This window comes from Serratia sp. CY43202 (genome assembly GCF_052168755.1).
Lineage (GTDB): Bacteria > Pseudomonadota > Gammaproteobacteria > Enterobacterales > Enterobacteriaceae > Serratia > Serratia bockelmannii.
Genome location: NZ_JBJNMB010000006.1, coordinates 360,394 through 381,488 on the forward strand (window position 1 = coordinate 360,394; position 21,095 = coordinate 381,488).

12 protein-coding genes and 1 riboswitch are annotated in these 21,095 nt (G+C 61.1%); of the genes, 9 read left to right on the forward strand and 3 right to left on the reverse strand.

The annotated features are described in order from the left end of the window. Positions 1 to 28 precede the first annotated feature (28 nt). From malE to malG, 3 genes are read left to right on the forward strand one after another with little or no spacing between them, the layout of a single operon-like run. Positions 29 to 1,222, forward strand: coding sequence for a maltose/maltodextrin ABC transporter substrate-binding protein MalE (gene malE, locus ACJ8J5_RS15120; protein WP_025304464.1), 1,194 nt, complete (start codon positions 29 to 31; stop codon positions 1,220 to 1,222). 57 nt (positions 1,223 to 1,279) lie between these two features. Next, on the forward strand, positions 1,280 to 2,857 hold the full coding sequence (malF, locus tag ACJ8J5_RS15125) for a maltose ABC transporter permease MalF (protein ID WP_025304465.1): 1,578 nt from the start codon (positions 1,280 to 1,282) through the stop codon (positions 2,855 to 2,857). Positions 2,858 to 2,868: 11 nt separating this feature from the next. Continuing rightward, on the forward strand, positions 2,869 to 3,759 hold the full coding sequence (gene malG / locus ACJ8J5_RS15130; RefSeq protein WP_025304466.1) for a maltose ABC transporter permease MalG: 891 nt from the start codon (positions 2,869 to 2,871) through the stop codon (positions 3,757 to 3,759). 85 nt (positions 3,760 to 3,844) lie between these two features. Here the strand turns inward: malG and psiE are convergent, their stop codons facing one another. Next, positions 3,845 to 4,252 carry a phosphate-starvation-inducible protein PsiE gene (gene psiE, locus ACJ8J5_RS15135; protein WP_015379238.1) on the reverse strand — a complete coding sequence of 136 codons (408 nt, stop codon included), beginning with the start codon at positions 4,250 to 4,252 and terminating at the stop codon, positions 3,845 to 3,847. A gap of 225 nt (positions 4,253 to 4,477) precedes the next feature. Here psiE and ACJ8J5_RS15140 point away from each other — a divergent pair, with 225 nt between their 5' ends. Then, the gene (locus ACJ8J5_RS15140) at positions 4,478 to 5,914 is read left to right on the forward strand and encodes a capsule assembly Wzi family protein (RefSeq protein WP_025304467.1); all 1,437 of its coding nucleotides are present in this window, start codon (positions 4,478 to 4,480) and stop codon (positions 5,912 to 5,914) included. A gap of 61 nt (positions 5,915 to 5,975) precedes the next feature. Here the strand turns inward: ACJ8J5_RS15140 and pgi are convergent, their stop codons facing one another. After that, a complete protein-coding gene (pgi, locus tag ACJ8J5_RS15145) occupies positions 5,976 to 7,622 on the reverse strand; it encodes a glucose-6-phosphate isomerase (RefSeq protein WP_004936690.1) in 1,647 nt (548 codons plus the stop codon). Positions 7,623 to 7,851: 229 nt separating this feature from the next. On the opposite strand from pgi, the gene ACJ8J5_RS15150 reads away from it, so the two are divergent. The 5 genes from ACJ8J5_RS15150 (at position 7,852) to ACJ8J5_RS15170 (ending at position 19,379) form a co-directional block, all read left to right on the forward strand. Then, positions 7,852 to 9,660 (forward strand): cation:proton antiporter, encoded by a 1,809-nt coding sequence (locus tag ACJ8J5_RS15150; RefSeq protein WP_414104554.1) that lies wholly within the window; start codon positions 7,852 to 7,854, stop codon positions 9,658 to 9,660. Between the two features lie 52 nt (positions 9,661 to 9,712). Next, a riboswitch (Lysine riboswitch) is annotated at positions 9,713 to 9,907 on the forward strand. A 108-nt stretch (positions 9,908 to 10,015) separates the two neighbouring features. Next, positions 10,016 to 11,383: a lysine-sensitive aspartokinase 3 gene (gene lysC, locus ACJ8J5_RS15155; protein WP_060434723.1), complete on the forward strand. Its 1,368-nt coding sequence runs from the start codon at positions 10,016 to 10,018 to the stop codon at positions 11,381 to 11,383. Positions 11,384 to 11,525: 142 nt separating this feature from the next. Then, positions 11,526 to 12,443 (forward strand): ketopantoate/pantoate/pantothenate transporter PanS, encoded by a 918-nt coding sequence (gene panS / locus ACJ8J5_RS15160; RefSeq protein WP_043139645.1) that lies wholly within the window; start codon positions 11,526 to 11,528, stop codon positions 12,441 to 12,443. Positions 12,444 to 12,827: 384 nt separating this feature from the next. After that, positions 12,828 to 14,507, forward strand: coding sequence for a ShlB/FhaC/HecB family hemolysin secretion/activation protein (locus tag ACJ8J5_RS15165; protein WP_043139641.1), 1,680 nt, complete (start codon positions 12,828 to 12,830; stop codon positions 14,505 to 14,507). 45 nt (positions 14,508 to 14,552) lie between these two features. Beyond that, positions 14,553 to 19,379, forward strand: a complete 4,827-nt coding sequence (locus tag ACJ8J5_RS15170; RefSeq protein ID WP_414104555.1) for a hemagglutinin repeat-containing protein — start codon at positions 14,553 to 14,555, stop codon at positions 19,377 to 19,379. 47 nt (positions 19,380 to 19,426) lie between these two features. Here ACJ8J5_RS15170 and ACJ8J5_RS15175 read toward each other — a convergent pair whose 3' ends face one another. Then, positions 19,427 to 21,076: a Na/Pi cotransporter family protein gene (locus ACJ8J5_RS15175; RefSeq protein ID WP_016930295.1), complete on the reverse strand. Its 1,650-nt coding sequence runs from the start codon at positions 21,074 to 21,076 to the stop codon at positions 19,427 to 19,429. Positions 21,077 to 21,095 lie beyond the last annotated feature (19 nt).

The window sequence follows — 21,095 nt, forward strand, 5'->3', positions numbered from 1 at the left end:
ATGTGCCCACAAAAAGAAGGACTGGATTATGACTCGCAGCATTACCCTCGCCCGCACGCTGGCGCTCTCGGCACTGGCCACCCTGGTGCTCTCTTCTTCCGCCTTCGCCAAGATCGAGGAAGGCAAACTGGTTATCTGGATCAACGGCGACAAGGGCTATAACGGCCTGGCCGAAGTCGGCAAGAAATTCGAAAAAGACACCGGCATCAAAGTCACCGTCGAGCACCCGGACAAGCTGGAAGAGAAATACCCGCAGGTGGCCGCCACCGGCGACGGCCCTGACATCATCTTCTGGGCCCACGACCGCTTCGGCGGCTATGCGCAGTCCGGCCTGCTGGCCGAAATCCACCCGTCCAAAGCCTTCCAGGACAAGCTGTTCCCGTTCACCTGGGACGCCGTGCGCTATGACGGCAAGCTGATCGGCTACCCGATCGCCGTCGAAGCGCTGTCGCTAATTTATAACAAAGACCTGGTCAAACAGCCGCCGAAGACCTGGGAAGAAATCCCGGCGCTGGACAAACAGCTGCGCGCCAACGGCAAGAGCGCCATCATGTGGAACCTGCAGGAACCCTACTTCACCTGGCCTATCATCGCCGCCGACGGCGGTTATGCCTTCAAGTATGAAAACGGCAAATACAACATCAAGGATGTCGGCGTCGCCAATGCCGGTTCGCAGGCCGGTCTGCAGTTCATCGTCGATCTGGTGAAAAACAAACACATCAACGCCGATACCGACTACTCGATCGCCGAAGCCGCGTTCAACAAAGGCCAGACCGCGATGACCATCAACGGGCCGTGGGCCTGGAACAACATCGAGCAGAGCAAAATCAACTACGGCGTGACGCTGTTGCCGACCTTCAAAGGCAAGCCGTCCAAGCCGTTCGTCGGCGTGCTGACTGCCGGCATCAACGCCGCCAGCCCGAATAAAGAGCTGGCGACCGAGTTCCTCGAGAACTACCTGCTGACCAACGAAGGACTGGCGGACGTCAACAAAGACAAACCGCTGGGCGCGGTGGCGCTGAAGTCCTATCAGGAAGCGCTGGCCAAAGATCCGAAGATCGCCGCCACCATGCAGAACTCGCAAAACGGGGAAATCATGCCGAACATCCCGCAGATGAGCGCCTTCTGGTACGCCGAACGCAGCGCGGTGATCAACGCCGTCAGCGGCCGTCAGACGGTGAAAGCCGCGCTGGACGACGTGCAGACCCGTATCACCAAGTAACGACGTCGTGCGGGGTGCCACGGTGCCCCGCCGTTGCTTCACAGAAAGGAACGCCCTATGCAATTCGCTCACGCCGGGACGCCCGCGCGTAAAAAATCGAAGTGGTGGCAAAGCGACGCGCTGAAATGGCTGGTGGTCGGCCTGTTCAGCCTGGTGACCTGCTACCTGATTGTGTTGATGTATGCACAGGGTGAATACCTGTTCGCCATCCTGACGCTGATCCTGGTCAGCGCCGGGCTTTACGTCTTCGCCAACCGCCGCGCCTACGCCTGGCGCTATGTGTATCCCGGCGTCGCCGGCATGGGGCTGTTCGTCCTGTTCCCGCTGATTTGCACCATCGCCATCGCTTTCACCAACTACAGCAGCACCAACCAGCTGACTTTTGAACGCGCGCAATCGGTGCTGATGCAGCGCCAGTTCCAGAGCGGCCAAACCTTTACCTTTGGCCTCTACCCGGCGGAAAACCAGCAGTGGCGCCTGCAGCTGACGCCACCGGACAGTGAACAGCCGCTGATCTCCGAGCCTTTCCGCCTCGACGCCGCCGCGCCGCAAACCCTGAAACTGACGGCGCAGAACGCCGCGCCGCAGGGCGAACGCGCCACGCTGCGGGTGATTACCCAGAACCGGCAGGCGCTGAGCCAGCTGGTGGCGCAACTGCCCGACGGCGGGGAATTGCGCATGAGCTCCCTGCGCCAGTTCTCCGGCACCCGCCCGCTGTATGCGCTGGACAAAGACGGCAGCACGCTGACCAACAACCAGACCCAGGTACGCTACCGGCCAAACGGCGACACCGGCTTCTATCAGGCGATCAACGCCGACGGCGGCTGGGCGCAGGAAACCCTGAGCCCGGGTTATACCGTCACCACCGGCTGGAAAAACTTCCTGCGGGTGCTGCAGGACGAGGGCATTAAGAAACCGTTCGTGTCGATCTTCATCTGGACCATCGTGTTCTCGGTGATGACGGTGATCCTCACCGTGGCGGTCGGCATGGTGCTGGCCTGCGTGGTGCAGTGGGAGGCGCTGAAAGGCAAGGCGATCTACCGCGTGCTGCTGATCCTGCCCTATGCGGTGCCGTCATTCATCTCGATCCTGATCTTCAAAGGCTTGTTCAACCAGAGCTTCGGCGAGATCAACATGATGCTCAGCCATCTGTTCGGCATCAAACCGGCCTGGTTCAGCGATCCGCTCACCGCCAAGAGCATGATCCTTATCGTCAACACCTGGCTCGGCTACCCCTACATGATGATCCTGTGCATGGGGCTGCTGAAGGCGATCCCGGACGATCTGTACGAAGCCTCGGCGATGGACGGCGCCAACCCGTGGCAAAACTTCTTCCGCATCACCTTACCGCTGCTGATCAAGCCGCTGACGCCGCTGATGATCGCCAGCTTCGCCTTCAACTTTAACAACTTCGTGCTGATCCAACTGCTGACCAACGGCGGCCCGGACATGATCGGCACCACCACGCCGGCCGGCTATACCGATCTGCTGGTCAGCTACACCTACCGCATCGCCTTCGAAGGCGGCGGCGGGCAAGACTTCGGGCTGGCGGCCGCCATCGCCACGCTGATCTTCCTGTTGGTGGGCGCGCTGGCGATCCTGAATTTGAAAGCCAGCAAGATGAACTTCGATTAGGGAGAATAACGATGGCCATGGTTCAACCCAAGTCCCAGCGCCTGCGCCTGTGGATCACCCATATTTTGATGCTGTGCTTTATCGCCCTGATCATGTTCCCGCTGCTGATGGTGGTCGCCATCTCGCTGCGCGCCGGCAACTTCGCCACCGGCAGCCTGATACCGGAAACCCTCTCCTGGGATCACTGGCGGCTGGCGCTCGGCTTCAGCGTCACCCACGCCGACGGCAGCGTGACGCCGCCGCCGTTCCCGGTGCTGCTGTGGCTGTGGAACTCCATCAAGATCGCGGCGATCACCGCCATCGGCATCGTGACGCTGTCCACCACCTGTGCCTACGCCTTCGCCCGCATGCGTTTTCGCGGCAAGAGCACGTTGCTGAAAAGCATGCTGATCTTCCAGATGTTCCCGGCAGTGTTGTCGCTGGTGGCGCTGTACGCCCTGTTCGATCGCCTGGGCCAGTACATTCCGTTTATCGGCCTGAACACCCACGGCGGCGTGATCTTCGCCTACATGGGCGGCATCGCGCTGCACGTCTGGACCATCAAGGGCTATTTCGAAACCATCGACAACTCGCTGGAAGAAGCGGCAGCGCTGGACGGCGCCACGCCGTGGCAGGCATTCCGTCTGGTGCTGCTGCCGCTGTCGGTACCGATTCTGGCGGTGGTGTTCATTCTGTCGTTTATCGCCGCCATCACCGAAGTGCCGGTCGCGTCGCTGCTGCTGCGCGATGTGAACAGCTACACGCTGGCGGTGGGGATGCAGCAATATCTCAACCCGCAGAACTATCTGTGGGGCGACTTCGCCGCCGCCGCGGTGCTGTCAGCGATACCGATTACCGCCGTGTTCCTGCTGGCGCAGCGTTGGCTGGTGGGCGGCCTGACGGCCGGCGGCGTGAAGGGGTAATTTGTGCCACTGCAGTGCGTTTGATGTTTTTCCGCGATAGCGGTAATCCTGTGTCTTTGGCGGCCTTTGGCCGCCATTTTTATCGCTACTCCCGTTTCAGCCGGTCGGTATTGGCCAGATAGAGCGTCACCACCAGCACCAATATCGCCGCGGCGTAGATCAGGGTATCGATGGGGTTTTTGTGGTCCACGATAATCAAACGAATAATCGCGGTAATGCCAATGTAAATAAAATAGCGCAACGGGAAATGATAACCCGACTCAAAATACTTGACGATCAAGGCGATAAATTCAAAGTACAGGAAATAAATCACGATACCTTCAATCAACAGGTAAGAAGACGACTCTTCGCTGTTGATAAATAACACCTTCGCCAGATGGATGGTTTCCTTGACCAGAAACACCACCAGAATTGCCGCCAGCAGCAACAAGCCCACGTTCAGCACTCGCTGCAGTCCTTTCGCTATCATTATCGAACGCGACGTTTTTGCCATAAAACCTCTCTCTGAATACCGCTTATATGATTCAACCGTGCCAATATAGGCATTGTCTTAAAAATTATGCCCCGCGCGAAAGCACTTTAAACCCCATTTAATTCATAAAGTTATAATAAGATGTTTCTGGCTTATAGATTTGTAGCAAATCGAAATGTCAACTATCATGGGTCACAGAGATCTTTACATAAAACCAATAACCTCGAATTAACAAGGGAATTCTTTATGCGCGCTAAACTTAACGGACTGGTCGCTGCGGGCCTGTTTACCTGTGCATTGTCCGGCCACGCCGCCGGCCTGGTAGCCCCTGACAACGATCTGCGTAACGATCTCGCCTGGTTGTCTGACCGCGGCGTTATCAACGTCAGCCTGTCCACCTGGCCGCTGAGTCAAGAAGAGATCAGTTCCGTTATCGCGCAGGCCAAGCCGGTGACCAACACCGAGAAAAACGTCATTGACCGCGTACAACGTCGTGTCGATGCCCTGAAAGCCAACATCCGCGTCAGCGGTTACGCGTCGACCGATAAACCCGGCACCCCGCAGGGCTTCGGCCAAAACGAGTACGCCGACGATCGCCTGACCATCGGCGCCGGCGCCAACGGCGAGTTCTGGGACGTGCGTCTGCAGGGCTCGGTGGAAGGCGATCAGCGCGTCAGCGACGGTTCCAAATTCAATATGAACGGCTCCTACGGCGCGGTGAAAATCTGGAATCAGTGGCTCTCCTTCGGCGAGGTTTCCCAGTGGTGGGGCCCGGGTTACGACGGCAGCCTGATCCGCTCCGACGCCGCGCGCCCGGTGGCCGGCTTTATGCTGCAGCGCGCCGACCAATCACCGTTTGAAACCCCGTGGCTGTCGTGGATCGGCCGCTGGCAATATCAATTGTCCGCCGGCCAGCTGTCGCAGTACAGTTCTGTACCGCACACCAAACTGATCGGCGGCCGTTTCACCATGATGCCGACCGACTTCCTGGAATTGGGGGCGTCGCGTATCATGATGTGGGGTGGTGAAGGCCGTCCGCAGTCATGGAGCTCGTTCTGGGATGGATTTACCGGCAAAGATAACGATGATTCAGGTAAAGGCAACGATCCGGGCAACCAGCTCGCCGGTTTCGACTTCAAGCTGAAAATGCAGCCGCTGATCGGCCTGCCGGTTAGCCTGTACGGTCAGTTGGTGGGTGAAGATGAGGCGGGCTATCTGCCGTCGCAAAATACCTATCTGCTCGGTCTGGAAGGCCACCCGGAATGGGGCCCGACCACCATCAACTGGTATATCGAAGGGTCAGACACCCGTTCGGATATGAGCCGTAAAAACTATGTGTACACTCACTACACTTACAAAGGCGGCTACTACCAACAGGGTTACCCGCTGGGGCATGCGATGGGCGGCGACGGCCAGATGTTGTCCGGCCGCGTCGAGCTAGTGCTGGACGACAGCCAGCGTTGGAGCACCCGCGTAGTTTACGCCAAGGTGAACCCGCTGAGCCAAAGCATTAACCAGGCCTTCCCGAAATCCGATACGCTGAAAGGCATTCAGGTCGGCTGGGGTTACACCTTCCCGTCTCAGGTTAAGTTTGATACTAGCCTGTGGTACACCGACAACGATCACAGCACCGCCGATGACGTGGGTGCAGGCGTCAGCTTCGAAGTGCCGATCAACCTGTAATTTTTTGCAGACGTAAAAAAACCCGCCGCGGCGGGTTTTTTATTGGCTTCAGCTCAGGCGCTTAGCGCCATTCCTTGAAGCGGTTGATCAGCGCATTGGTCGAGCTGTCGTGACTGCTGATTTTCTCGCTGCCCGCCAGCTCCGGCAGGATGCGGTTAGCCAGCTGTTTGCCCAGCTCCACGCCCCACTGATCGAAGGTGAAGATGTTCAGGATCGCGCCCTGAGTAAAGATCTTGTGCTCGTACAGCGCGATCAGGCTGCCCAGGCTGAACGGGGTGATTTCACGCAGCAGGATCGAGTTGGTCGGACGGTTGCCTTCAAACACTTTGAACGGCGCCACGTGTTTAACCTGCTCAGGGGTTTTACCCTGCGCCGCGAACTCCGCCTCCACCACTTCCAGCGACTTGCCGAACGCCAGGGCCTCGGTCTGCGCGAAGAAGTTGGACAGCAGTTTGGCGTGGTGATCGCCCAGCGGGTTATGGCTGATGGCCGGCGCGATGAAATCGCACGGCACCAGCTTGGTGCCCTGGTGGATCAACTGGTAGAACGCATGCTGGCCGTTGGTGCCCGGCTCGCCCCAGATGATCGGGCCGGTCTGGTAATCCACCGGATTGCCGTTGCGGTCGACGTACTTGCCGTTGGATTCCATGTTGCCCTGCTGGAAGTAAGCGGCAAAACGGTGCATGTACTGATCGTACGGCAGAATGGCTTCGGTTTCGGCGCCGAAGAAGTTGTTGTACCAAATACCGATCAGCGCCAGCAGCACCGGCAGGTTTTTCTCCGCCGGCGTTTCGGCGAAGTGCTTATCCATGGCGTGCGCGCCGCTCAGCAGCTGCTCGAAGTTGTCGTAACCGATGGACAGCGCAATCGACAGACCGATCGCCGACCACAGGGAGTAACGGCCCCCTACCCAGTCCCAGAACTCGAACATGTTGTCGGTATCGATGCCGAACTCGGCCACCGCTTTGCCGTTGGTGGACAACGCAGCGAAGTGCTTGGCCACGTGCTGTTGATCGGCGGCGCTGCTCAGGAACCAGTCGCGCGCGCTGTGGGCGTTGGTCATGGTTTCCTGAGTAGTGAAGGTTTTGGACGCCACCAGGAACAGCGTAGTTTCCGGATTCAGCGGCTGCAGCGTTTCGGCGATGTGGGTACCGTCAACGTTGGAGACGAAGTGCATGTTCAGGTGGTTTTTATACGGGCGCAGCGCTTCGGTCACCATGTAAGGGCCGAGATCCGAACCGCCGATGCCGATGTTCACCACGTCGGTAATCGGCTTGCCGGTGTAGCCTTTCCACTCGCCGCCGATGACGCGCGCGCAGAACTGTTTGATCTTGGCCAGCACCGCGTTCACTTCCGGCATCACGTCTTTGCCGTCGACCAGGATCGGGCTGTTGCTGCGGTTGCGCAGGGCAATATGCAGCACCGCGCGATCTTCGGTGCGGTTGATCTTTTCACCGGCGAACATCGATTTGATGGCGCCTTGCAGATCGGTTTCTTTCGCCAGCGCCTGCAGCTTCTCCAGGGTTTCCTGCGTGATGCGATTCTTGGAATAGTCCACCAACATTTGATCGTTGAAGGTCGCGGAGAACCGGGAGAAACGATCGCTGTCCTCGGCGAACAGGTCGGCGATCCGTACGTCTTTCATCTGTGCATAATGTTGCTGCAGGGCTTGCCAAGCAGCGGTTTGACTAGGATTGATATTTTTCATAGCAACACTCTTAGGCTTGAGAATAAAAATGACGCGTTTGTCCGATTGTAGCCTGTTCGACTGTGATTATGATCGCTTTTCTTGCGATAGGCGCTAACTGTCAACGCATTGCCGCCTCGTTTCAGCTTTCACTCTATACTTTTGGCTAACGGCCTGTTATCGGGGTTGCCGAATTGTCATCAGGCTGTGTCATCGTTACTTATTTCGTCATTTGAAAGGGATCTCGCTTATGGAATTATCCGCCCCGCTTATGTTGGTGCTTATCGGCCTGGCGTCGCTGCTGGCGCAGTGGCTGGCCTGGCTGCTGCGTCTGCCGGCCATTTTGCCGCTGCTGCTGTTCGGCATCGTGCTCGGCCCGACGGTGCATCTGGTGCAGCCGGATCTGCTGTTCGGCGATCTGCTGTTTCCACTGGTGTCGCTGTCGGTGGCGATCATCCTGTTCGAGGGGGCGCTGACGCTGCGCTTCGAGGAGATACGCGGCCTCGGCGGCGTGGTGCGTAATCTGGTCACCGTCGGCATGCTGGTCACCTTTCTGGTCATCAGCCTCGCCAGCTGGTGGTTGCTGGATTTCCCGCCGGAGCTGGCGGCGCTGATCGGCGCGGTGACGGTGGTGACCGGGCCGACGGTGATCGCTCCGCTGATGCGCGTGGTGCGACCGAACGCCAACATTAACCAGGTGTTGCGTTGGGAAGGGATCGTCATCGATCCGGTTGGCGCCATCTTCACCCTGCTGGTGTTCGAGTTCATCGTACTGAAGCAGAATGCGGAGTCCTATACCCACCTGTTTTGGACGCTGGGCGTCACCGCCACCGTCGGCCTGATCGCCGGCGCGCTGTTCGGCTACCTGCTCGGCCTGGCGCTGCGCCGCGTCTGGCTGCCACGCTACCTGCAGAACCTGGCGGTGCTGGCGATCATGCTGACCGCCTTCGGCGTTTCCAACGCCATCGCCGACGAATCCGGCCTGTTGACCGTCACGGTGATGGGCATCTGGCTGGCCAACATGCGCGACGTCGATACCAGCGATATTCTGGCGTTCAAAGAAGAACTGTCGGCGATCCTGATCTCGGCGCTGTTCATCATTCTGGCGGCGCGGCTCGACATCCAGGCGCTGTGGAACATGGGCTGGCCGCTGCTGCTGCTGCTGCTGGCGGTGCAGTTTATCGCCCGGCCGCTGTGCATCGCGGTCTCGACCTGGCGCTCTTCCCTGCATTGGCGCGATCGGCTGCTGCTGTGCTGGATCGCCCCGCGCGGCATCGTGGCCGCGGCGGTCAGCTCGCTGTTCGCGCTGACGCTGCAGCGCAGCGGCTATCAGGGCGCCGACCGGCTGGTGACCGTGGTGTTCGCCATCATCATCGGTACCGTGGTGTTGCAAAGCCTGACCAGCGGCATGATGGCGCGCTGGCTGCGGGTGCAGCAGCAAAAGCCGCGCGGCGTACTGATCGTCGGCGCCAACAGCGTGGCGCGCATGCTGGCGCAGGCGCTGATCAAGCTGAACGTGCCGGTGATCGTCACCGACAGCAGTTGGGAATACTACCGTCAGGCGCGTATGGACGGCATTCCGGCCTACTATGGCCACGCCTACTCCGAACACGCCGAGAACTACCTCGATCTGAGCAATATCGCCCAGGTGTTGGCGCTGTCGCCCAATCGCCACCAGAACGCGCTGGCGGTCTACCACTTCGGCCATCTCTTCGGCGAGGATCACGTGTTTGCCATCCGTTCGGGGGCGCCGCTGAAAGGGCGCGGCGCCAGCGCGGAAAGTTCGCGTTTCCGCCGGCATGAAATTTTATTTAATCAGGAAGCCACCTACGGCCGCCTGAGCAGCCTGCTCGCCAGGGGGGCCACCATCAAAGCGACCAAATTGAACGAAAATTTCGGTTGGCTGGAGTATTTGGAGAAACATCAGGGCGTTATCCCGCTATTCAGCCAAAAGGAAGACTGTTCTCTGCAACCGATTGGCGCCGGTTCCACGCCCGCGATGCCCTGTACGCTTATCGCGCTGGTACAAGATGAAAATCCCTCACCGTCCGTACGTTGACAGAATGGCAATAACCGGCTATTCCTAACAGCCTACTTGCGCACCCGGTGCGCAAGCCAGAAGAGGCGCGTCGCCCAGGTAGAGTGTCAGAGGAGCCGTTTCTCCGTTGACGGCACCCGAGGGGGAGCGACGCCGAGGTACGATAATGGCCGGCCATTATCGTATCGACTACAGGGGCTGAATCCCCTGGGTTGTCACCAGGGGATCGCCCACAGGGCGATCGACAAGGTGGGGCGCTTCTGGGTGTATCGTAGCCTGACCTCTACGCCTGCCCCCTGTTTACCGCTCTCCCCTTGTGCCAAGGCTATGGAATTACAGTGCCCCCAAACGGGCATCCCTGACACGAGGTTTCTACATGAACCAAGCAGTACCCCAGAATTCCACCGTGGTAGCCAAGTTCGGCGGCACCAGCGTCGCCGACTTTGAAGCCATGAACCGCAGCGCCGACGTCGTGCTGGCCAACCCGCAGGTCCGCCTGGTGGTGTTGTCCGCCTCGGCGGGCGTCACCAACCTGTTGGTCGCCCTGGCCGAAGGCTGCGAGGCCGACAAGCGCAACTACCAGCTTGATGAAATTCGTCGCATCCAGTACGCCATCCTCGATCGCCTCGCGGCGCCTGCGGTGATCCGCGACGAGATAGACCGCCTGCTGGAAAACATCGCCATGCTGTCGGAGGCCGCGTCGCTGGCCACCTCGACGGCGTTGACCGACGAGCTGGTCAGCCATGGGGAGCTGATGTCCACCCTGCTGTTCGTGGAAATCCTGCGCGCCCGCAACGTGCAGGCCGAATGGTTCGACGTGCGTAAAGTGATGCGCACCGACGATCACTTTGGCCGCGCCGTGCCGGACAGCGCCGCGCTCAGCGAACTGGCCCGATCGCAGTTGCAGCCACGCCTGCAGGAAGCGCTGGTGGTCACCCAGGGCTTTATCGGCAGCGAGCCGAAAGGCCGCACTACCACGCTCGGCCGCGGCGGCAGCGACTATACCGCCGCGCTGCTCGGCGAGGCGCTCGGCGCTGGCCGGGTAGATATCTGGACCGACGTGCCGGGCATCTACACCACCGATCCGCGGGTGGTGCCGGCGGCCAAGCGCATCGACAAAATCGGTTTCGAAGAGGCGGCGGAAATGGCCACCTTCGGCGCCAAAGTACTGCATCCGGCCACCCTGCTGCCGGCGGTGCGCAGCGACATTCCGGTGTTCGTCGGCTCTAGCAAGGATCCGGCGGCCGGCGGCACGCTGGTGTGCAACACCACCGAGAATCCGCCGCTGTTCCGCGCGCTGGCGCTGCGCCGCAAGCAAACGCTGCTGACGCTGCACAGCCTGAACATGCTGCACGCGCGCGGTTTCCTGGCCGAGGTGTTCAACATCCTGGCGCGCCATAATGTCTCCGTCGATCTGATCACCACTTCGGAAGTCAGCATCGCGCTGACCATGGACACCACCGGCGCCACCTCCGTCGGCGGCAGCCTGCTGACCACCTCACTGCTGACCGAACTGTCGTCGCTGTGCCGGGTGGAAGTGGAAGAAAACCTGGCGCTGGTGGCGATCATCGGTAACCAGCTGTCGCGCGCCTGCGGCGTGGGCAAAGAGGTGTTCGGCGTGCTCGATCCGTTCAATATCCGCCTGATCTGCTACGGTGCCAGCAGCTATAACCTGTGCTTCCTGGTGCCGGGCGAAGAAGCCGAACAGGTGGTGCGTACCCTGCATCACAACCTGTTCGAATAAGTCATTATCCCTGATTGCGGGCGCAGCATGCTGCGCCCCTGCGTCTAAAAAATCCGTTCAAAACCTGCAGGGGTTCAGCCTGTTGAACCCGCAAAAAACACAACCACACCCATCGTTCTCAATCTGGCTAAGGAAAACCTGCATGTTGGCTCTACTCACGCGTTTATTCCCCCTGTGGGCGATACTGCTGTCCGTCGCCGCCTATTACACGCCGACCACCTTTACCGGCATCGGCCCCTACGTCAGCCCGCTGCTGATGCTGATCATGTTCGCCATGGGCGTCACGCTACGACTGGACGACTTCAAACGCGTGCTGGCGCGCCCCGGCCCGGTGGCGGCCGGCATCTTCCTGCACTATCTGATCATGCCGCTGGCGGCCTGGATCCTGGCGATGCTGTTTCGCATGCCGCCGGATCTGTCCGCCGGCATGGTGCTGGTGGGCAGCGTGGCCAGCGGCACCGCCTCCAACGTGATGATCTATCTGGCCAAGGGCGACGTGGCGCTGTCGGTAACCATCTCGGCGGTCTCAACGCTGGTGGGGGTGTTCGCCACGCCGCTGCTGACCCGTCTGTACGTCGACGCCAAAATCAGCGTCGATATCATGGGCATGCTGTTGAGCATTCTGCAGATCGTGGTGATACCGATCGGCCTGGGTCTGATCGTCCACCATACCCTGACCAAAACGGTGAAGCGCATCGAGCCGCTGCTGCCGGCGCTGTCGATGGTGTGCATTCTGGCCATCATCAGCGCGGTGGTGGCGGGCAGCCAAAGCCATATCGCCTCGGTCGGTCTGGTGGTGATCGTCGCGGTGATACTGCACAACGGCATCGGTCTGCTGAGCGGCTACTGGGGCGGCAAACTGTTCGGCTTCGACGAGTCCACCTGCCGCACGCTGGCGATCGAAGTCGGGATGCAGAACTCCGGGCTGGCGGCCACGCTGGGCAAAATCTACTTCTCGCCGCTGGCCGCGCTGCCGGGCGCACTGTTCTCGGTCTGGCACAACCTCTCCGGTTCACTGCTGGCAGGGTATTGGTCCGGCCGCCCTATCAAGAAAAAATAAACCCCTGGAGGGACGCAAACAATTGCGTCCCGTTTCTTCCCTGCGAAATTTCGTATTTCCCACTGGTCGGATTGTCATAATTCCCCTCATCCCCTATCATCCGTGAAAAATAAAAATTCAGATTCTTCCTATCCATGCCGATAATGTTGGCAAGAGGAAGAGACGTTCTACTTTTTTTAATTAATTAAGTCACCAGGGTTGCCCGCCATAAAAGAAGCAGCCTAATTATTATTTAGATATATACCCACCGTCTTATTTGCTGCGGCAAATCAAGATACCTCGCAATGTGCATGTCGCTCATTATTTCGGGCCGGCCCTCGGCCGCCCGTGGTTAACCTCATGGATTGGGCTGGCTGCCCCGGCGGCCTCTCATAATGGATTACAATGATAAAAAAAATCACCGCCTTGACGCTGTTGGTCAGCACGGCCCTTTCCGCCGAAACCCTGCCGGATGCCCACATGATGCGGGATATGTCGATGGGCGAGTCGCGCCGCGCGCTGCAAGACAGCACGCGTGAAGTCAACCAGTTGATTGAGCAACGCCGTTACCAGCAGCTGAAGCAGCAACGCCTGCTGGCGGAGCCGGAGCCGGCCGCGCCCGCCCTGCCGCAGTCCGCGCAGTGCCTGCCGATCGCCGGCGTTTATCTGCAGGGCGTCACCCTGCTCTCGCCGAGCGATTTATCCGCCCTGAGCGCGTTGCCGGAACAGTGCATCAGCAGCAACGATATCAATCGCCTGACCCGTGAATTAACGCGTCTTTATGTGCAAAAGGGCTATATCACCGCGCGTGTGCAAATTGTTCGCCCTAATTCACAAGGAGAATTGGGGTTAAGCGTCACCGAAGGATTTATCGAGAAAATAGAAGGCGGCGATCGCTGGGTCAACAGTCGTTTATTATTTCCGGGGCTGGAAGGCAAGCCGTTGAAATTAACCGAACTCGACCAGGGATTGGATCAGGCCAACCGTTTGCAATCGAATACCACCAAGCTGGATATATTGCCCGGCCATCAGGTTGGCGGTTCGGTCATTCGTTTGCGCAACCAGCATGCCAAGCCCTGGCTGATTACCGCCGGCACGGATAATTACGGCCAAAAAAGCACCGGCCAGTGGCTGGCACGTGCCACCGCCACACTGGACAGCCCGTTCGGCCTGTCGGACTTCGTCAGCCTGAACGCCAACAGCACGCTGGAAAACCCGGCCCACCGCTATAATCGCGCCTATACCCTGCTCTATTCGCTGCCGTACGGCGCGTTCACCTTCAGCGGGTTCGCCAGCTTCTCGTCCTATGAGAACCACCAGCAGCTGCCGCACAACGTGGTCAAACTGCACGGCCAGACCCAACAGTACGGTCTGCGCAGCGACTACGTGTTTTACCGCGATCACGATCAGATAGACAGCCTGAGCGGACAGCTGACCTACAAGCGCATCGATAACTACTTCGAAAGCGTGCGCCTCGAGGTCAGCAGCCCCACGCTGACCCTGGCCGAGCTGAGCGCCAGCCACCTGCAGATTCTGCCCAACGGGGTGTTCAGCGCCAACCTCAGCGTCGAACAGGGCCTGCCATGGCTGGGCGCCGATCGCCACCCGAGCTCGGTGCACCTCGACAGCCAGTTCACCAAAGGCAAGCTGTTCGCCAACCTCAGCCAGCGTCTCAAGCTGGGTGACGCCACCTATCAGCTCAACAACCTGTTCTATGGCCAGTACAGCCGCGACCCGCTGCCCGGCGTGGAGTGGCTGAGCCTCACCGATCGCAGCGCCGTACGCGGCTTCAGCCGCAGTACCCAGTCCGGCGACAACGGCTGGTATCTGCAGAATACGCTGTCGCGCAGCTTCAATTTAGGCGCCGCCACGCTGACGCCGCGCCTTGGCGCCGACGTCGGCCGCATTTTGCCGCGTCAGGATAACTCGGGCTGGCGCAGCAGCGCCGGGCTGAGCAGCGGCGCCACGTTACGCTACCGCCAGGCGCTGGTCGATCTGGAGGTCAGCCGCGGCTGGATCTTGTCGAACCACGCCACGCCCGAGGATCCCGTTCAGGTGCTGGCGCGCTTTTCTTACACCTTTTAATCAGCAGTTTTGCAGGACCCCACGGCAATATATGGAGATACATGGATGAAAAATAATAACTTCAGACTTTCGGCGGCAGGCAAACTGGCCGCCGCGCTGGCGATAATTCTCGCCGCTTCCGCCGGCGCCTACGCCGGAGAGATCGTCGCGGCCAACGGCGCCAACGGCCCCGGCGTTTCCACCGCCGCCACCGGCGCCCAGGTGGTCGACATCGTCGCGCCGAACGGCAGCGGGCTGTCGCATAACCAATACCAGGACTTCAACGTCAACCAACCCGGCGCGGTGCTGAACAACTCTCGCGAGGCGGGGCTGTCGCAGCTGGCCGGGCAACTGGGTGCCAACCCGAATCTGGGCGGACGCGAAGCCAGTGTGATCCTTAATGAAGTGATCGGCCGCAACCCGTCGCTGCTGCACGGCCAGCAAGAGATCTTCGGCATGGCGGCCGACTACGTGCTGGCCAACCCGAACGGCATCAGCTGCCAGGGCTGCGGGTTCATCAACACCAGCCGCTCCTCGCTGGTGGTCGGCAACCCGCTGGTGGAAAACGGCCTGTTGCAGGGCTACAGCACCCTGGGCAACCGCAATACCCTGAGCCTCAACGGCACCCTGAACGCCAGCGGCGTGCTGGATCTGATCGCACCGAAGATAGACAGCCGCGGCGACGTGATCGTACAAGACTTCACCCACCGCAACGGCAAAGTGACGCCGGCGGCGATCAACGCCATCAGCGGCCTTAACCGCGTGGCGCGCGACGGCAAGGTGCTGGCCAGCGAACAGCCGACGACCGCGCTGGACAGCTACTACCTCGGCAGCATGCAGGCCGGGCGCATCAACATCATCAACACCGCGCAAGGCAGCGGCGTGAAGCTGGCCGGCACGCTGGCTGCCGGCGACGAACTCAAGGTGAAAGCCTACGATATTCGCAGCGAAAGCCGCATTGAAGATGCCAGCAGCAACAAAAACGGCGGCGATAACTATCAAAATTACCGTGGCGGCATCTACGTCAACGATCGCAGCAGCAGCCAGAAGCTGACCCGCACCGAGCTGAAAGGCAAGAACATCAGCCTGGTGGCGGATAACCACGCGCACCTCACCGCCACCGATATTCGCGGCGAAGACATCACCCTGCAGGGCGGCAAGCTGACGCTCGACGGCCAGCAGTTGAAGCAAACTCAAGGTCACACCGACGACCGCTGGTTCTATTCCTGGCAATACGACGTCACCCGCGAACGCGAGCAACTGCAGCAGGCGGGCAGCAACGTCGCCGCCAGCGGCAACGCCAAACTCGTCAGTACTCGGGAAGACGTGAACCTGTTGGGCGCCAGCGTCAGCGCCGACCGGGCGTTGAGCGTCAAAGCGGCTCGCGATGTGCACCTCGCCGGGCTGGTGGAGAAAGATAAGTCCAGCGAACGCGGCTATCAGCGCAACCACACCTCCAGCCTGCGCACCGGCAGTTGGAGCAGCAGCGACGAAAGCGAAAGCCTGAAGGCCAGTGAACTGCGCAGCCAGGGCGAACTGACGGTGAAAGCTGGCCGCAATGTCTCGACTCAGGGTGCCAAGGTCCACGCCCAGCGCGATCTGACGATCGACGCAGATAACCAAATCCAGGTCGGGGTGCAGAAAACCGCCAACGCCAAAGCGGTGCGCGATGACAAAACCTCCTGGGGCGGCATCGGCGGCGGCGACAACAAGAACAACAGCAATCGCCGCGAAGTCAGCCACGCTTCCGAATTGACCAGCGGCGGCACCCTGCGCCTGAACGGTCAGCAAGGCGTCACCATTACCGGCAGCAAGGCGCGCGGCCAGAAAGGCGGCGAAGTCACCGCCACCCACGGCGGCCTGCGCATCGACAACGCGCTGAGCACCACCGTGGACAAAATCGACGCGCGTACCGGCACCGCCTTCAACATCACCAGCAGTTCGCACAAGGCCGATAACAGTTATCAGAGCAGCACCGCCAGCGAGCTGAAGTCCGACACCAACCTGAAGCTGGTCAGCCGTAAGGACACCGACGTGATCGGCAGCCAGGTCGCCAGCGGCGGCGAGCTGAGCGTCACGTCGCAGACCGGCAATATCAACGTCAAGGCCGCCGAGCAGCAGCAGAACATCGACGAGCAGAGAACCGCGCTCACCGTCAACGGCTACGCCAAAGAAGCCGGCGACAAGCAATACCGCGCCGGTTTACGCATCGAACACACCCGCGACAGCGAGAAAACCACCCGCACCGAGAACCGCGGCGCCACCCTCAGCGGCGGCAGCGTGAAACTCGACGCGGATAAGGACGTGACCTTCAGCGGATCCAAATTGGTCGCCGACAAAGGCGACGCCAGCGTCAGCGGCAATAAGGTTTCGTTCCTGGCGGCGGACGACAAAACCACCTCGAATACCGAGCAGACCAAGGTCGGCGGTGGTTTCTACTACACCGGCGGCATCGACAAGCTCGGCAGCGGTGTGGAGGCCGGCTACGAGAACAGCAAAACACAGGCGCAGAGCAGCAAGGCCGTCACCTCCGGCAGCGACGTCAAAGGCAACCTGACTGTCAACGCCCGTGACAAGCTGACCCAGCAAGGTGCGCAGCACAGCGTCGGCGGCACCTATCAAGAAAACGCCGCGGACGTCGATCACCTGGCCGCTGCCGACACCACCAGCAGCAACACCACCAAAACCGACGTCGGCGTGAACATCGGTGCCAACGTCGATTACAGCGCCGTGACCCGTCCGGTCGAGCGTGCGGTCGGCAAGGCGGCCAAGCTGGACGCCACCGGCGTCATCAACGACATCGGCGGCATCGGCGCGCCTAACGTCGGCCTGGATATCGGCGCACAGGGCGGCAGCAGCGAAAAACGCAGCAGCAGCTCGCAGGCGGTCGTCAGCTCGGTGAAAGCCGGCAGCATCGACATCAACGCCAAAGGCAAAGTGCGCGATCAGGGCACGCAATATCAAGCCAACAAAGGCGCGGTCACGCTGACGGCGGACAGCCACCGCAGCGAAGCTGCGACAAATCGTCAGGAAGAGCAGAGCCGCGATACCCGCGGCAGCGCCGGCGTGCGCGTCTACACCTCCACCGGCAGCGATCTGACCGTGGACGCCAAGGGCGAAGGCGGCACCCAGCGCAGCAACAGCAGCGCCAGCCAGGCGGTGACCGGCTCGATCGACGCGGCCAACGGCATCAACGTCAACGTGAAAAAAGACGCGGTCTATCAGGGCACCGCGCTGAACGGCGGCAGCGGTAAAACCGCCGTCAACGCCGGCGGCGATATCCGCCTTGATCAGGCCAGCGACAAGCAGAGCGAAAGCCACAGCGGCTTTAACGTCAAAGCCTCCGCCAAGGGCGGTTTCACCGCCGACAGTAAAAACTTCGGCGCCGGGTTCGGCGGCGGCACCCACAACGGCGAAAGCAGCAGCAGCACCGCGCAGGTCGGCAACGTCAGTGGCCAACAGGGCGTTGAGCTGAAGGCGGGCCGCGATCTGACGCTGCAGGGCACCAACGTCAAGAGCCAGGGCGACGTCAGCCTGAGCGCGGGTAACAAGGTCGCACTGCAGGCGGCGGAATCGACCCAAACGCGTAAGGAAAGCAAGCTGTCCGGCAATATCGATCTGGGCGCCGGCAGCAGCGACAGCAAGGAAAAAACCGGCGGCAACCTCTCCGCCGGCGGCGCCTTCGACATCGCCAAGGTGAATGAGTCCACGACCGAGCGTCAGGGCGCCACTATCGCCTCAGACGGCAAGGTCACCCTGTCCGCCAACGGCAAAGGCGATGACGCGCTGCATCTGCAGGGGGCCAAAGTCAGCGGCGGCAGCACCGCGCTCGAGGCGAAAAACGGCGGCATCCTGCTGGAGTCCGCCAAAAACGAGCAGCATAAGGACAACTGGAGCCTGGGCATCAAAGCCAACGCCAAAGGCGGCCAAACCTTCAACAAGGACGCCGGCGGCAAGGTCGACCCGAACACTGGCAAAGATACCCACACGCTGGGCGCCGGTCTGAAGGTCGGCGTGGAACAGCAGGATAAAACCACCCACGCCAACACCGGTATCACCGCAGGCGACGTGACACTCAACAGCGGCAAAGACACCCGTCTCGCCGGCGCGCGTGTCGATGCCGACAGCGTACAAGGCAAGGTGGGCGGCAATCTGCACGTTGAAAGCCGCAAAGACGTTGAGAACGGTGTGAAGGTCGATGTGGATGCCGGCCTGAGCCACAGCAACGATCCGGGCAGCAGCATCACCTCCAAGCTGTCGAAGGTCGGCACACCGCGTTACGCCGGTAAGGTGAAAGAGAAACTGGAGGCCGGAGTGAACAAAGTGGCCGACGCCACCACCGACAAGTACAACAGCGTGGCGCGTCGCCTCGATCCGCAGCAGGACACCACCGGCGCGGTCAGCTTCAGCAAGGCCGAAGGCAAAGTCACGCTGCCGGCAACGCCGACCGGCGAAAAACCGCAAGGCCCGCTGTGGGATCGCGGCGCACGCACCGTCGGCGGCGCGGTGAAAGACAGCATCACCGGTCCGGCCGGTCGCCAGGGGCACCTCAAGGTCAATGCCGACGTGGTGAACAACAACGCGGTCGGCGAGCAATCGGCGATCACCGGTAAGAACGGCGTGGCGCTGCAGGTTGGCGGCCAAACCCAACTGACCGGCGGCGAGATCCGCAGCCAGCAAGGCAAGGTGGAACTGGGCGGTAGCCAGGTCAGCCAGCAGGACGTCAACGGCCAACGCTATCAGGGCGGCGGCCGCGTCGATGCGGCGGCCACGGTTGGCGGCCTGGCCGCCGGTGCGGCGAAACAGGGCGTTGACGGCAACGTGCCGTTCGTCAGCGGCCATGCCTCAACAAAACAGGCGGATGCCAAAGCCGGCGTGTTCAGCGGCAAATAACGCGCCTTTCCTGCACAACGCCCCCGGTTAAAACCGGGGGCGTTTTTTTACAGCGTGCTCGGGGTGTCTTCCCAGTCGCGATCGTCGTCCTTGGCATCCTGGTCCAACACGTTGTAAGCCACCGCGCAGAACAGCGAGTTCAGGCGCTTCATGTCCCCCAACAATCCCAAATGCAACGAACTGGTCTCGATGCTCTGCACGTTTTGCTGGTGCAAACGATCGACGTGCGCGTGCGCGTAGCGGCGATCCAGAATGCGGAAGCGGTGCTTGGAACGGCGCAGGCGTTTGGCGCTGGTGACGTCGCCGGACAGGAACACCGACAGCCCCAGGCGCAGGTTGCCGATCAGCCGTTCGTGCAGCCCGTCCAGCTCCGCCAACCCTTCCGCCGAGAAGGCGCGGCGCGCGGCGTGCGACTTGGCGCCCACGTCGCCGGCCATGCGCTCGATGATGTCGCCCGCCTGTTCCAGGTTGAGCGCCATTTCGATGATCTCCGCCCAGCGGCGCGAGTCTTCCTCGCCCAGATCTTCCTTCTGGATCTGCGCCAGATACAGCTTGATGGCGGTGTACAGCACGTCGACGTCATCGTCGAGGCGCCGCACCTCTTTATCAACCCCCTGCTTACCGTGCAGCACTTCACGTTGCAGGATCATCATGTGTTCCACCACGTCGCCCATGCGCAGCGTTTCACGCGCCGCATTGGCCAGCGCCAGCGTCGGCGTGTCCAGCGCGCTGGCGTCCAGATGGCGCGGCCGCATGCGCGGATCGTCGGCCGCTTCGTCGACGATCAGCCGCTCGCACAGCGTCGCCATCGGCCCGGCCAGTGGGATCATCACCAGGCAGCGGATCAGGTTGTAGAACACGTGGAAATAGATCACCAGCTCTTCGCTGCCGCCCGGCAGCTGAGCCATCAAATCCGCCAGATAGGAGACGAACGGCAGCACCAGTATGCAGCCCACCAGCTTGAACAGCAGGCTGCCGAGCGCTACGCGCCGCCCGGCGGCGTTCTGCCCGCTGGCGTTGATCATCGCCAGCAGGCCGCTGCCGAGGTTGGCGCCGATCACCAGACAGAGCGCCACCTTCAGCGAAATCACGCCGGTGGCGGTCAGGGTGGCGGTCAGCAGCACCGCCGCCAGGCTGGAATAGCTGACGATGGCGAACAGCGCGCCGGTCAGGGCGTCCAGCATCACGTCGCCGGTCAGCGACGAGAACAGCACTTTCACCCCGGCCGCCTGGGTGATCGGCGTGGCGGCGGCGACGATCAGCTCCAGCGCCAGCACGATCAGCCCAAGGCCGATCAGGACGCGTCCGATCTGGCCGATCCGCATTTGCTTGCGGCTGAGGAACAGGAAGACGCCGACCAGGATCAGCAGCGGCGACAACCAGGAAAGATCGAAGGTCAGCACGCGCGCCATCAGCGCGGTGCCGACGTCGGCGCCCAGCATGATCACCAGCGCAGGCGCCAGCCCCACCAGCCCCTGCGCGACGAAAGAGGTCACCAGCAGCGCGGTGGCGTTGCTGCTTTGCACCAGCGCGGTCACGCCGATGCCGGAAACGAACGCCAGCGGTTTTTTCTCAACGCTGTCGCTCAACACGCGCCGCAGATTGGCGCCGTAAACCCGCATGATCCCGGTGCGCACGATGTGGGTGCCCCACACCAACAGCGCCACGGACGAAAGCAGGTGAAGAAGGGTCAGCACGGAAGATACGCTCCATTAA

Coding starts and splice junctions, on each gene's coding strand:
- ACJ8J5_RS15165 (WP_043139641.1), top strand. CDS start 12,828: ATGATAAAAAAAATCACCGCCTTGACGCTGTTGGTCAGCACGGCCCTT.
- ACJ8J5_RS15140 (WP_025304467.1), top strand. CDS start 4,478: ATGCGCGCTAAACTTAACGGACTGGTCGCTGCGGGCCTGTTTACCTGT.
- pgi (WP_004936690.1), bottom strand. CDS start 7,622: ATGAAAAATATCAATCCTAGTCAAACCGCTGCTTGGCAAGCCCTGCAG.
- malE (WP_025304464.1), top strand. CDS start 29: ATGACTCGCAGCATTACCCTCGCCCGCACGCTGGCGCTCTCGGCACTG.
- lysC (WP_060434723.1), top strand. CDS start 10,016: ATGAACCAAGCAGTACCCCAGAATTCCACCGTGGTAGCCAAGTTCGGC.
- malF (WP_025304465.1), top strand. CDS start 1,280: ATGCAATTCGCTCACGCCGGGACGCCCGCGCGTAAAAAATCGAAGTGG.
- panS (WP_043139645.1), top strand. CDS start 11,526: ATGTTGGCTCTACTCACGCGTTTATTCCCCCTGTGGGCGATACTGCTG.
- ACJ8J5_RS15170 (WP_414104555.1), top strand. CDS start 14,553: ATGAAAAATAATAACTTCAGACTTTCGGCGGCAGGCAAACTGGCCGCC.
- ACJ8J5_RS15150 (WP_414104554.1), top strand. CDS start 7,852: ATGGAATTATCCGCCCCGCTTATGTTGGTGCTTATCGGCCTGGCGTCG.
- malG (WP_025304466.1), top strand. CDS start 2,869: ATGGCCATGGTTCAACCCAAGTCCCAGCGCCTGCGCCTGTGGATCACC.
- psiE (WP_015379238.1), bottom strand. CDS start 4,252: ATGGCAAAAACGTCGCGTTCGATAATGATAGCGAAAGGACTGCAGCGA.